The 13,693-nt window shown below is 61.7% G+C and carries 6 protein-coding genes; all 6 read left to right on the forward strand.

Annotated features, from left to right (window positions below; genetic code table 11):
• Nucleotides 1–15 precede the first annotated feature (15 nt).
• The 6 genes from ABSG47_RS00180 (at nt 16) to ABSG47_RS00205 (ending at nt 13,444) form a co-directional block, all read left to right on the forward strand.
• Nucleotides 16–3,441, forward strand: coding sequence for an ImcF-related family protein (locus ABSG47_RS00180; RefSeq protein WP_424164783.1), 3,426 nt, complete (start codon nt 16–18; stop codon nt 3,439–3,441).
• Between the two features lie 80 nt (nt 3,442–3,521).
• The gene (locus ABSG47_RS00185; protein WP_424164786.1) at nt 3,522–4,595 is read left to right on the forward strand and encodes a Stp1/IreP family PP2C-type Ser/Thr phosphatase; all 1,074 of its coding nucleotides are present in this window, start codon (nt 3,522–3,524) and stop codon (nt 4,593–4,595) included.
• An 8-nt stretch (nt 4,596–4,603) separates the two neighbouring features.
• Entirely contained in the window at nt 4,604–5,410 is an 807-nt protein-coding gene (locus ABSG47_RS00190; RefSeq protein WP_424164789.1) for a YkgJ family cysteine cluster protein, read from the forward strand.
• A gap of 145 nt (nt 5,411–5,555) precedes the next feature.
• On the forward strand, nt 5,556–9,704 hold the full coding sequence (locus ABSG47_RS00195) for a protein kinase domain-containing protein (RefSeq protein WP_424164792.1): 4,149 nt from the start codon (nt 5,556–5,558) through the stop codon (nt 9,702–9,704).
• Between the two features lie 62 nt (nt 9,705–9,766).
• Nucleotides 9,767–11,581 (forward strand): DUF885 domain-containing protein, encoded by a 1,815-nt coding sequence (locus ABSG47_RS00200; protein ID WP_424164795.1) that lies wholly within the window; start codon nt 9,767–9,769, stop codon nt 11,579–11,581.
• Nucleotides 11,582–12,277: 696 nt separating this feature from the next.
• Nucleotides 12,278–13,444: an aldose 1-epimerase gene (locus ABSG47_RS00205; RefSeq protein WP_424164798.1), complete on the forward strand. Its 1,167-nt coding sequence runs from the start codon at nt 12,278–12,280 to the stop codon at nt 13,442–13,444.
• Nucleotides 13,445–13,693 lie beyond the last annotated feature (249 nt).

The following is a 13,693-nucleotide window of genomic DNA, read 5'->3' on the forward strand; positions in this document are numbered from 1 at the left end:
TTCCCGGAGACTCTCATGATTCGCTTTTTGCTCGGCATTCTTGCCTTCGTTGTCTATATCGCACTCGTGATCTGGCTCGCCTTTGCGCTGCACTTCACAGGCTCCAAGCTGATTCTCTTCTGCGCCATTCTCGGCCTGCTCGGCGCGGCCATCATCGGCTTCGTCGTCTGGTATCTGCGGCCGCGCGGAGCCGCCATCACGGCCGACGCGAATGCCACCGATGCAGCCAATCTCGCCGCGCTCCTTCGCGACGCCGACGCCAAGGTCCGCAAAGCAAATCGCGGCGGAGCCAAGTCTCTGGCCGCACTGCCGCTCCTCTACATCGTGGGCGACGAAAACTCCGCCAAGACCCAGACCATCCTCCAGGCCGGACTCGATCCCGAACTTCTCGCCGGCAATGTCTATCAGGATGGCGGCGTCGTACCCACCTCACTGGCCAATGTCTGGCTCACCAGCAACGCCGCACTCGTCGAAGCGGGCGGCCCGCTGCTCAAGCAGCCCGGCCTCTGGCAGCGCCTCGTCAAAGCCACAGTCCCGCCGCAGCTTGGCTCCGCTCTCTCCAGCGGCAAAAAAATTCCCGCGCGCGCCGTCGTCCTCTGCGTCAGCGTGGAGCGCATCCTCGCGCCCAGCACCGCTGAGCAGATTCGCGCCCTCGCACAGACTCTCAATGAGCGCCTCCGCGAGCTCTCGCAGATTCTCGGCGTCTCCCTGCCCGTCTACGTTCTCTTCACCAAGTTCGACACCATCGGCTCCTTCGGCGAATTCGCCACGCGCCTCTCGGAAGAAGAAGTCAAGCAGCCCATCGGCTCGCTGGTCTCCTCCATCGGCGCAGGCTCCGGCCTCTACACCGAGCGCGCCGCCGGAGCCATCGGCCTCAAATTCGATCAGCTCGTCTTCGCGCTCTCCGAGTTCCGCCTCGACGTTCTCTCGCGCGGCACCGAAATCCAGCAACAGGCTCGTGCCTACGAGTTCCCACGCGACGTGCGCAAGCTCCGCGCCGGCATCGTCTCTTTCCTCGTGGAAGTCGCGCGTCCCACCCAGATCGGCGTCAATCCCTTCCTCCGCGGCTTCTTCTTCACCGGCATGCGCGCGCACATCGTCAACAATGTTCTCGATGTCGCGGCACAGCAGGCTCAGCCCCAGGCTCCCGCGCCGGCAGACGGCGCAACGCGCGTCTTTTCGTTCTCCGGCGCAAAGGCCTCCGCACCCGCTGCCGCGCCACGCTCAGGCGGAACGCGCAAAGTTCCGCAGTGGGTCTTTCTACCGCACCTCTTCTCAAACATTCTTCTCGCGGACAAGTCCGCCCTCGAAGCCAGCCGCGCCAGCACCCACACCGGCGGCCTCAAGAAGCTCCTGCTCGGCACAGTCAGCCTGATCCTGCTCGTCATCCTCGGCTTCGCCACCATCTCCTTCTTCCGCAACCGCACACTCACCGCTCAGGTAGCAGAAGCCGCCGCAGCCCCACTCGCCGCCGTGCCCGCGGGATCGTTTCCCGCGCTGCCGGATCTGCAGGCTCTCGACAAGCAGCGTGAAGTTCTCGATCAGCTCGACAACTACCGCACAGACGGCGCGCCGATGCTCAATCGCATGGGCCTCGACCAGAGCGCCAGACTCTATCCCATCGCCTGCAAAGCCTATGGCGCGCACCTTCGCTCGCTGCTGCTCACGCCCACGCAGCGCAATATAGTCGCCGGCCTCCGCGCCGTACCCTCCGTGCCCAAACCGGAAGACGACTATAGCGCCAGCTACCGGCCCCTGAAGGCATACATCATCACCACCACGAATCCCAATCCGGATTCAGCCGCAGACACCGTGGATTTTCTCCCCGCCGCGCTGCTCTCCGCCTGGCAGGGCAAGAATGCAGTCGATCCCAGCGTCTCAGCGCTCGCACAGACGCAGTTCGCAACCTACGCCCGCCTGCTCGCACAACCCAACTCCTGCATTGCAGGCATCGGCGGTTCGCCCGATCAGCCCGCCATCGCCCAGGCGCGCGCATACCTCAACGGCTTCCAGGGATTTCAGCACGTCTATCAGTCCATGCTCTCCGCCGCAGGCCGCAAAGTCCCCGGCTTCACCTTCAACAGCAAGTACCCCAGTTCCTCGGCCCACATCGTCAATTCATTCCCCATCCAGGGAGCCTTCACCAAGGCCGGCTTCGCCTTCATGGAGAATGCAATCCTGCATCCCGATCCCTACTTCCGTGGCGAAGAATGGGTTCTCGGTCCCAGCACCGGCCAGCAGATTGATCGCGCCGCGCTCACCGCGCAGCTCAAGCAGGTCTATTACGCTGACTTCATCCAGACCTGGCGCACCTATCTCGCAAAATCCACCTTCGTCCCCTACAAAAACTACGGCGACGCAGGCAGCCGCCTGAGCGTGCTCGACTCGAACACCTCGCCCATGCTGGAGCTCTTCTGGGTCATCTCCTTCAACACCACCGTCACCGCTCCGGAGATCGCAAGCCAGTTCCAGGCCCCGCAATCCGTCGTTCAGCCGTCAAGCTCTGACACCAAACTTCTCGGCCAGCAGAACCAGCCCTACATCGCAGGTCTTCAAAACCTCGAAGGCGCCGTCAAGAACATCGCCACTTCGCCAAATCCGAACGATCCCGCCGCTACGGCTCCCGTGAATCAGGCAGCCATCAGCGCCGAGCAGGCCGCGGAGAACCTCCGCAACGGCTTCACACCCGACCGCACCGCCAATCTCGACCAGACATCCTTCCGCCTGCTGCAAGCGCCCATCGAATCGGCCAAATCCCTCGCAGCACAGGCTCCGGCAGCAGCAGCCGGTGGCGGGGCCAAAAACTTCTGCGCCGCGGCCGAGCCCGTCTTCGTCAAGTTCCCCTTCAATCCGCAATCCACCGTCGATGCCACGCCGGATGAAGTCGCAGCCATCTTCGCCCAGCCGCAAGGCTCGTTCTGGGCCTTCTACAACGGCTCGCTGAAATCCATGGTCCAGCAGAACGGCACCAGCTTCTCGCCCATGCCCGGCTCAGCGGTCAAACTCGGCAAAGGCTTTCTCAGCTTCCTCAATCGCGCCGCCACAATCTCCGCCGCGCTCTTCCCCACCGGCACTCAGGCTCAGCTCAACTTCACCCTCGCGCCGGATAAAGCCGACAGCATACCCAACGCCGTCCTCAATATCGACGGCCAGCAGGCCGCCGCCACCGGCGGCCCTGTCACCTTCCACTGGGTTCCGCAGGCTGCCAGCAAAGTCACGCTCACCGGCCCCATCAACCCGCCGCCCTATCAGGGCACGTGGTCTGTGCTCCGCTTTGCCTACGACGCCGAACATCCCAGCGCCAATCGCCTCAAAAACAATTTCCAGGTCAACAACCGCACTTTGGGAGTGGTCATTTACGACGCAACCGGGCCCGGCGCACCGCTCCTCAATCCGGATTTCATGCGCGGATTCCGCTGCATGACCAATCCGGCACAATAACAGTCGCGACCAAAATCCTCTCTGAGGATGGTGTAATTTGGTTAGCAAACACATTAGCCCCTCACAAAGAAGAGGCAGAGATGACAGAAGAGATACAAAACCTTACCGCCGCCGAAGCGCGCGACGAGCACACTTCGACAAATCATGCGGACGCCATTCCCTCCGTTGCCACGCCTTCGGACGAAGACACGCTCAAGTCCACGCATACCCCGGAATCGGAAGCTCCGCCATTGATCGAGTCCGTCAATCCCGAATCTTTCCTGCCCGAGCCCTCCGCTTCGGATCTCTCCGCCGATGATCTGGCGCCGATAGCTCCCGCCATACCCGTGGAATCAGAACCTGCGCCAGTTGCAGAATCCGCACCCACGCTTTCAGCCACATCCCGTCCCAACCTCGCCGTCAGCGCGCTCAGTGACGTTGGCTGCGTCCGCACCAATAATGAGGACGCCTACGGCTACGACTCCGAGCTGGGCATCTTCGTCATCTGCGACGGCATGGGAGGCATGGCCGCCGGCGAAGTCGCCAGCTCCAACGCCGTCGCCGCGCTCGTCAACACCTTCGCCGAATCCGCCGGCACCGGTCTGCCCATCGGCACCCGCCTCCAGCAGGCCGTCCACACCGCCAACTCCACCGTCTGGGAGATGGGCAAGCAGCCCGAGCATAAAGGAATGGGAACCACCTCCGTCGCCTCCGCGCTCGACGGCCACAAGCTCGTCATCGCCAATGTCGGCGACAGCCGCGCCTATGCCGTCCAGAACGGCGTTGCCACCCAGATCACCGTCGATCACTCCTATATCAATGAACTGATCCGCAACGGCACGCTCACCAAGGAAAACGCGCACCTCGCCGACCTCCACGGTTACGAATCCGTCATCACCCGCGCCATCGGCGTCTCAGAAACGGTCGAGCCGGACTACTACGCCATCGACCTCACGCCCGGCACCCAGATCCTCCTCGCCACGGACGGTCTCACCCGTTACCTCAACGAGGAAGAGATTGCCACCATCGTCCAGGCCACGCCGTTCGAGAGCACCTGCGCCAATCTTATTGATCTGGCCAAGCGCCGCGGTGGCCACGACAACATCACCTGCGTCTTACTGCTCGTCTTGCCCCCGGAATCCGCCGCAACACAGGATCCGCAACCTGCAGCCTGAGTAGGCAGATGACCGATACAACGACGCAAACAGTCACGGTAAACTTCAAACTCGCGCTCGGAGATGGCATCTTCGACGCAAGCGCAACCGTGCCTGAAGGCCAGTGCAATCTCACGGAAATCCTTCCCGTCCTCCAGTCTCTCGACGGCTCGCTGCTCAGCGCCGTAACAGAACAACTCGATGAGGCAGGTCTCTCCATCTCCTGCAAAGCCGGGTGCGGCGCATGCTGCCGTCAGATGGTTCCCCTCAGCATCTTTGAGGCCGAAGCTCTCGCCGTCTGGATCGCCACTCTCGACCCCAACACCCGCCAGATCCTCGCCCAGCGCTTCCATCAAGCCCTGCTCAAACTCGCCTCCGCAGGACTCATCGATCGCCTCACATCCGAGGACTGGCTCGCTGATAACGAATCCGCCACCCAGCTCACGCTCGACTACTTCTACCAGGGCGTTCCCTGCCCGTTTCTGCAGGATGAGTCCTGTTCCATCCATCCCATTCGTCCGCTGATCTGCCGCGAGTATCTCGTAACCTCCGACCCGCGCCATTGCGCCGACCCCAAAACCCTCCAGGCAGATCCGGTTCCCCTGCCCCTCAACTTTTCGCGCGTCCTCAACCACATGGGCGCGAAGTTGGAGCCAGGCTCGCGCGGCTGGATTCCCCTCGTCTTTCTCTTCGCCTGGATGGAGAACGGCGCGCATCCCGGAACAGCCTTCAGCGGAACCGGCCCGGAAGTCCTGTACGAGTTCGTCCGCCGCATGGAATTTGCCAGAAAACCGTCCCGAAAGGGACCAGAAACTTCGACTCGCGCCGCGCCCTGAGTACCTCGGTGACTTGCCCCATACGTAACATTCACAATCGCTTGGCATTCGTGATACCGTGGAATCCTGGAATCCCCGGCATCGCAAAAGTTCACTCTAACCAACAGATCACGCTTCAGGCGTATGGATCAGGTGTTGACGCCGCATGGATAAGGTCACCGCGAGCAGGATCGGCAAATACGAGATTCTAAGTGTCCTCGGCCGCGGAGGCATGGGCGAAGTTCTGCTCGCTCAAGACGATGTCCTCGCCCGCAAAGTCGCCATCAAGCGGCCGTTGAAGTCCTCCGGCGAAGAGGGTCTGGCTCGCTTCGAGCGTGAAGCGCGTATCGCCGCCGCGCTCAAGCACCCCAACATCCCCGCCGTCTACGACAAGGGGCTCTTCGAGGATCTTCCCTATCTCGCGATGGAGTTCGTCGAGGGCGATGCGCTCGACAAGATCATCGCCACCAACAAGCCTGTCGAGTTGATCACCAAGCTCAGAATCATCGAGCAGGTCTGCCTCGGCCTCAACTACGCGCACGAGCTTCGCATTGTTCACCGCGACATCAAGCCCGCCAACATCATCGTCCAGCCCGACGGCGTGGCCAAGATCATCGACTTCGGCATCGCAAAAGAAGCTGACTCCACCAAAACCAACCTGACCGCCACCAGCCAGGTCATCGGCTCGCTCCATTACATTGCCCCGGAGCGCTTCAAGGGCATGAAGGTAGACGGCCGCAGCGATCTCTTCTCCGTCGGCGTCATGCTCTTCAAGCTGCTCACCGGCACAGAGCCTTTTACCGGCGGCGAAGCCACAGCCTCCTACAAGATCCTCAATGAAGCGCACACGCCGCTGAGCAGCTACCTTCGCAACTACCCGGCGTCGTTGGATGAAGTCGTCACCAAGTCGCTCGCCAAAAATCCCGAGGACCGCTACCAGACCGGCGAGGACTTTGCCGACGCGCTGCACGACATTATCGAAAGCCTGAAGAAGAGCCGCATCGGCGAGCTCTTCGGCGACGCCGAGCGCCTCGCTTCCGAAAGCCGCTTCGCCCCCGCGCTTGAACTGCTCGATGAAGCCCGCCGCCTCGATCCTGACAACACGCAGGTCCGCAAGCTGCAGCGCCTTGTCCGCGAGCGCGTGCGCGAAGTCGAAAAAGGTCAGCGCTTCCAGGACACCGTCATCAAGGCGGAAGAAGCGCTTGCCGCCGGACGCTTCGACGAGGCCATCATCGGCTTCAATGAGGCGCTGCAGTTCGACGCCAACTCCACTGACGTTCACCAGAAGCTCAAGTGGGCTGAAGATAGGAAGCGCCGCAACGAACTTGCCGCTCGCGCCCTTGCCGAAGCGGAAGCCATCATGGCCCGCGGCGACATCACCGGCGCCCTCCGCGCCGTTACCATCGCCGCGCAGGAAGACCCGGAGAACAAAAAGCTCCAGGCCGCCGTCGAAGCTCTCACGCGCCAGTTGCAGGCGGACGCCAACCGCAGCCGCATGGCGGAGTTTCTCTCCACCGCGCGCCGCCAGCTTGCCTCCCGGGACTTTGCCGCCGCCGATGCCGCTCTCCAGCAGGCCGAAGCCATCGATTCTTCCAACGCTGAAGTCGATGCGCTTCGCGGCGAACTCAATCGCATTCGCGACCAGGAGCAGCGCCGCGCCGCGCTTGAGCAGATTCAAGCCCGCATCACGGATTTTCTTCACAAAGAGCAATACGATCAGGCCACGGACCTGATCAATCGCGCAATCGAAAAACTTCCCAACGAGCCCGTCCTGCACCGCCTTCAGGTGGAAGTCGAAACCGAGTCGCGCAAGTACCAGACCCGCAAGCTCGTCGATACCACCATCACGCAGTGCCGCGATCTCTTCACCACCTCGCCCATGGAAGCGCTCTCGGTCCTGCAGGAGGCCATGACGCGCGCCGCCGGCGACGAGCGCCTCATCGCCTACGAGCGCGCGCTCCGCAAGGACCTCGAAACCGTCCGCACCGAGAAGATTCTGGCCAGCACCATGGCCAACTCCCGCGAGCTGATCAACTCCCGCGATTACGCCAAGGCCATCTCTGTTCTTGAGTCCTTCCAGGTCGAGTACGGCAACAATCCGGACGCCGACAACCTGCTCAACTTTGCCCGCTCCGAGCAGACCCGCATCGAGCGCGCCGCTATCATCGAGCGCTGCTCCACGCAAGGCCGCGCATTGATCGAAGAAGGCCGCCTCGACGAAGCCATCCGCGTCATCGAGCAGGGCGTGCAGCAGACCGGGGATCAATCGCTCACCCTGCTCGTCGAGCAGGCGAGAGAGAGGCAGAACGCGCTCTCGCGCAAAATCGAGGCCTTGCAGATACGCATAGAAAACCTGCGCCGGCACAGCCAATATGAAGAAGCCATTCAGCTCCTGCAAGAGCAGATTTCCGCTACGCCGGGCCGTACCGCGCTTCAGGAACAGTTGAAAGCTCTACAGGCTGAGCGCACCCAGAAGCACGCCACCGTCCGCTCCATCGCATCCGCGCGTGAAGCCGCTGCGCAAAAGGACTTTGCCGGCGCCATTGAGTCGCTTCAGGCCGTCGCCGGGGCTTACGGCCAATCTGCGGAGCTCGAAGCCGCCACAAAGGAAATCGAAGCCCAGCGCAACGCGCACGCCGCCTCCGCCGTCGAGCAGTCCGTCGAAACCGCCCGTGCCGCGCTCGTCAATAAGGACCCGCAGGCCGCCTACGAAGCTCTCAAGGCCACCACGCAGCTTCTGCCCTTCGCCGGCGAAAAGAATCAGGGCGATTGGCAGCGCATCGCGCAATCTGTCAAGGAAGCCCTCGAAAAATCCGGCGCCAAGGTCGACGATCAGCTTGCCGCACTCGCCGGCGGGCATCGCAAGCTGCCCATCCCGGCCATCGTCGCGGGCATCCTCGTGGTGCTCGCCGCAGTTGGCGTCGCCGTATGGCAGGCAATCAAGCCCGCTCCCGTGGTTGCAACCCGGATCAGCATCACCAAGTCGCAGCCCGGAGCCAGTGTCTCCATTGACGGCAAGCCGCAAGGAGTAATCGACCAGGCAGGCTCGCTGATGATAGTCGTAGCTCCCGGCGTCGATCACACAGTCTCCATCGCGAAAGATGGCTTCGATCCATTCAACGACACCGTCAAGCTGGGCAAGGGCGAAACCTTCGGCGAGGCCGCTCCTCTCACCAAACTCCAGCCCGGACAGACAATGGGCTCTCTCGAAGTCAACTTCGCGCCGCAGGCAGACATGAAGCAGCTTCGCCTCTTCGTCGATGGAGTGAATAAAGGCGCAGTCGCCCCCGCGCAGCAGGTGAAGATTCCCACCGGGCAGCACAGCATTCAGTACAAGTGGATCGGCTACGACGACTCGCCGGCAAAGACCGTCAACATCGCGGAAAACAAGACAATCTCTGACACCGTAAGCCTCAACAAGGCCGCGCCAAAGCCCAGCGGAACTCTTCAGGCCGACAAATCCGTTGTGGAAAAAGGCCAATCCGTAACCCTGAGCTGGCAGGTCAACAACGTTGACAATAAGGCATCCATCGCCATCAACGGCATCGGGCAGGGGCTCAAGCCAAAGGACTCCAAGACCGTCAGCCCATCCAGCTCCACGGACTACGTTCTCACCGTCAACGGCGTCAGAATCGGGGACGCTTCGGTCAGCCTCAAGGATGCGCCGCCTCCACCACCGCCGCCGTCAGTCGATTACTTCAACACCAACACTGACTCCATTGAAGTCGGCAAATCCGTGACCCTCAACTGGCGCGTCAGCAATGCCTCAAGCGTCACCATCAACGGCCAGAGCGTGCCCGCACAGGGGTCAAAGAGCTTCACGCCCTCCAGCGCCGGAACCACCAGATACGACCTGGCAGCCAGCGGCGTAACGCTGCAATCGCAGTCCGTCACCGTCACCGCTCCGCCTCCGCCGCAGCCGAAACAGGAGCAGGCTCCTGCACCGGCGCCCGCGGCCGCGCCTGTCGCCGCGCTGCCGGATGCCTCCGCGCTGGAACACTTGCTCGCGCCCTACAACGGCACCCTCAACTCCGCGCTTGCTCAGAAGAAGGACTGCAAATCCAAGGCCGACAGCGTATACGGTGGCGCCCTGAGAGACATCGCAGACGCCTGGTGCGGCATCGCCCGCTCCATCACCATGAGCGAAAGCGATTGCCACGTCTCCGGTACGGCTGACGCTCCGGCGCTCCGCTGCACCGTCGCAATCGGCATCACGCCGTTAAGCGGCGAATCCTCGAACAGCTCGACCGCCAAAACCTTCCACTTCCAGAAGAGCGGCGACGCCTACACGCTGACCTCCGTCACCGGCAGATAGCAAGGCAGGCAGCGGGCTTTCACCAATCGCCGCTGCCTCATCCATCAACTACACTCATCAACATGAAGCTTTCCGCCTTTCGCCGGGTTTTCTTCGCCGCGCTGCCTCTCGCTGCCTCGCTCGTCATTGCCCCGCCCGCCTCGCACGCCCAGACCCCTCAGCCCAGCTCCCTCGAAGACCGCCGCACAGCCCTCAACGATCTCTTCGCGCAGTACTGGGACGCCACGATGGCGTTGTCCCCGGAGTACGCCTCCAGCCTCGGCGACAAGCGTTACAACGACAGGATCACCGACTACTCACCGCGCGCCTTCAACGCATGGATTGCCCGCGAACAGGAATTCCTTATGCGCCTCGCGGCCATCGATCCCTCCGGCTTCACCGAAACTGAAAAGGCCAGCCGCGAGATACTCCTCCGCGACTTCACCAACGACATCGAATCTCAGGACTTCAAAGAGTGGGAGATGCCCATCAGCCAGATGGGCGGCATCTACGCCGATTTCCCGGAACTCACCAACCAGCTCTCCTTCACCACCGTCAAGGACTACGACGACTGGATCGCGCGCCTTCGCGCCATGCCCACCGCCTTCGATCAGGTCATCACCAACATGTCCACCGGCATCGACGACCATCGCGTCCCGCCAAAATACCTCCTCGAAAAAGCCCTCGACCAGATCAAGCAGCTCGCCGGTCAAAAGCCCGAAGACTCCCCGCTCGCCTCTCCACTCAAAAAATTCCCCGCATCCATCCCCGCCGCTGAGCAGGAGCGCATCCGCACGGAAACCCTCGACGTCATCACCAGGCACGACCTGCCCGCTTACCAGCGCCTCGCCCGATTCGTCGAAGTTGCCTACATCCCCGCCGGCCGCGCCGAACCAGGCATCTCCGCCATCCCCGACGGCGCAAAGTACTACGAATTCCTCATTCGCCGCACCACCACCACCAACCTCACCGCCGCACAGCTCCACCAGGTTGGCCTTGATGAAGTTCAGCGCGACGAAACCGAGATGCTCGCCATCGCGCAGAAGCTCGGCTTCAAAGACCTCGCCGCTATCCGAGCCGCAGTCAAGGACAACCCGAAATTCGCCCCTGCCTCGCCAGACGCCCTGCTGGCCGCCTACAAGAACTATGCCGTCGCCATGCAGGCCAAGCTTCCCACCCTCTTCGGACGCCTGCCCAAACTGCCCTTCGAGGTCGTCGCCATGCCCGATTACCTCGCCGCCAATGGCCCCGCAGCCTACTACATGGAGGGCGCTGCCGCCCTCAACCGCCCAGGCCGCCTGTCCATCAACCTCTTCAAAGCCACCACGCGCAGTCTGCTGCCCGTGGAAGCCACGGCCTATCATGAAGGCGTCCCCGGCCATCATCTTCAGATTTCCATCGGCCAGGAACAGGAGAATGTCCCCGAGTTCCGCCGCCATGAGCAGTACACCGCCTTCGTCGAGGGCTGGGCGCTCTACGCCGAGCGCCTCGGCAAGGACGTCGGCTTCTACCAGGACCCCTATTCCGATTACGGGCGCCTCGAAAACGACATCTGGCGCGCCATGCGCCTCGTCGTCGATACCGGCGTCCACTCCCAGCACTGGTCACGCCAGCAGATGGTCGACTACTTTCACGCTCATTCCTCCATCGACGAGACCAACATCCAGGCCGAAATCGATCGCTACATCGCCTGGCCCGCGCAGGCTCTCGCCTACAAAACCGGCCAGCTCAAAATCCTCGCCCTCCGCGACAAGGCGCAGAAAGCCCTCGGACCCAAATTCGACATTCGCGCCTTCCACGACACCGTCATCGACTCCGGCGCGCTTCCCCTCGACATGCTCGAAGATCGCGTCAATGCCTGGATCGCAAATCAGTCCGCAACCCCATCAGCACCTTAGCTCGATAGCCACCCTGCACCAAGGCATCAAAAGCGCAGACTTTTTGCCCAGGCAGGAGGCTCAGCTTTATCGTCCGGAACCCACCGCGCAAGCAGGTGACCGGATGTGAGACTGCGCAGCTCACACTCGCTGGCACCACCGTGCATAGGTCCTGTGCAATAGGCAACATCACGATCCCGGTTCGCAAACTCCCACGACCAGAATGTTTGCCCAGTAGAAAACTTACGGAGAACGTGGCCGGACTGGTAGAGGACCAGGTCCCCTGAATATGGATACGAAGCGTCAGGATTGGGATAATCTGCAAGCCAGCCAACTGTTCTATGGTCCCGCGAGAGCCGCGGATCGCTGAACGACACCTGGTCGGCGAGCTTTTGGGGAAGAATTTGCCTTCCGGAACTCAAAAGAATATGAAGTTGGCCCTTTTCATCGATTGACACGGAACGATACTGCGGACTCTCCGCATAGGCATGCATGCCAGGCATCGCAAAAAGGGCTAACAGCGCCGCCAATAACCTCATAGCGGCGAGTTTACATCGGCGCTCCTAAGCGCTGGACACGTAGCCATTCCAGGATCGTAGATTCAAGTTGTACCCTTCCCTTGTCCCTCTTCCCTTCTCCCTCGTACAATGACTCCGCCTTCGGAAAACGCTTTCACACGCACCGAAACGCAATTCTCTCGCACGGATGGATTCCAGAATGAAGCTGCTTTCAAATTTTGCCGCTCTCGCACTCCTCATCGGCTCCGCAGCCATGCCGGCCACAATCGCCGCCCAGGCAGACACAGAAATCGGCGGCCAGAAGGTCGTCACCATCTCCCGCAAGGCCGTCAGCACCACGCGCCCCGAGTTCACCAGCATCACACTCGCCCCCGGCCGCGGCATGGAAGTCATCCAGATCACCGCCAACTTCCCCGGCAAAGGCAATATCAACGTTCTCGCCTCACCGGATCTCGCCGGCGCCAAGCAGATGCTCGATGTAAAGGATGACGACTTCGGCGACTTCGGCTACCGTCTCGGCGCAGCCTTCCTCGTTCCCTATCCCAACCGCATCCGCGGCACGCTCTCCGCCGACAAAAAGACCCTCTCCACAACGTGGCAAGGCCACACCCTCACGCTTCCCGCCAACAACTCCGGCAAGCTGCCCACGGCGGAAAAGCACGCCATGCACGGCCTCATCCTCAAGGCCAAAACAGAAGACGTAAAGGTCTCCAGAATCTCCGGCGGCGAAAAGGTCACCGGAACCATCCACGCCGGCAACTTCGGCGGCCACTGGCTCTCCAGCACTGACCTCGACATCGCCATCACGCTCACGGCTGACTCGGTAGACGCCAGCATCGTCGCCCATAACGTCGGCAAAGAGGCCGAGCCCATCGCCATCGGCTGGCACCCGTACTTCAACCTTCCCTCCGGCGACCGCACCCAGGTCAGAATCCACATCCCCGGCGAAAACTACGCCCACGTCGATAACTACGACAACGTCTTCCCCACCGGCCAGCTCTCGCCCGTAGGCGGCACGCAGTACGACCTCCGCGCCGACAACGGAGCCCCCCTCGGCAAAAACTTTTATGACGATAACTGGAGCAAGATCGACTGGAAAGATTCGGCAGCCACAGTCAAAGTCATCGACCCCGCGGCAAAATACGGCGTAGCCATTGAAGGCCTCTCGCCCGAGATCAAGACCATCCAGATGTACGCCCCACCCACGCAGAAATTCGTAGCCATCGAGCACCAGTACAACTTCGCCGACCCCTTCAACACCAAACTCTGGAAGGCCCAGGGAGCGAACTTCGACACCGGCATGGTCACCCTCAAACCCGGCGCCACCACCCACTGGCACGTCCGCCTGAAAGTCTTCATCCCATAAGACAAGCACGAACGAAATCGCAGCGGTCAGGGCCTTCACGCCCCTGAAACAAAGCGGCAAAAAGAAAGGGCTTTAGCCACGGATCTCTCGCCCGGCGCCCCATCCATGGCGCGTCTTTTGCGCCATGGGTGGGACAGCACTCCCCACCGTTCTCCCACCTTCACCTATCGCACAAAACCATGACAGGCTGCACATGTTCAAACGCGAGATTCAATTTCAATTAACCCAATCTTAGTTCGGGGATGCTTA

The organism is Occallatibacter sp. (assembly GCF_049510455.1).
Lineage (GTDB): Bacteria > Acidobacteriota > Terriglobia > Terriglobales > Acidobacteriaceae > Telmatobacter.

Bases quoted from the DNA above. Each gene is read 5' to 3' on its own strand.
- ABSG47_RS00195 (WP_424164792.1), top strand. From the start codon at position 5,556: ATGGATAAGGTCACCGCGAGCAGGATCGGCAAATACGAGATTCTAAGT.
- ABSG47_RS00205 (WP_424164798.1), top strand. From the start codon at position 12,278: ATGAAGCTGCTTTCAAATTTTGCCGCTCTCGCACTCCTCATCGGCTCC.
- ABSG47_RS00180 (WP_424164783.1), top strand. From the start codon at position 16: ATGATTCGCTTTTTGCTCGGCATTCTTGCCTTCGTTGTCTATATCGCA.
- ABSG47_RS00190 (WP_424164789.1), top strand. From the start codon at position 4,604: ATGACCGATACAACGACGCAAACAGTCACGGTAAACTTCAAACTCGCG.
- ABSG47_RS00200 (WP_424164795.1), top strand. From the start codon at position 9,767: ATGAAGCTTTCCGCCTTTCGCCGGGTTTTCTTCGCCGCGCTGCCTCTC.
- ABSG47_RS00185 (WP_424164786.1), top strand. From the start codon at position 3,522: ATGACAGAAGAGATACAAAACCTTACCGCCGCCGAAGCGCGCGACGAG.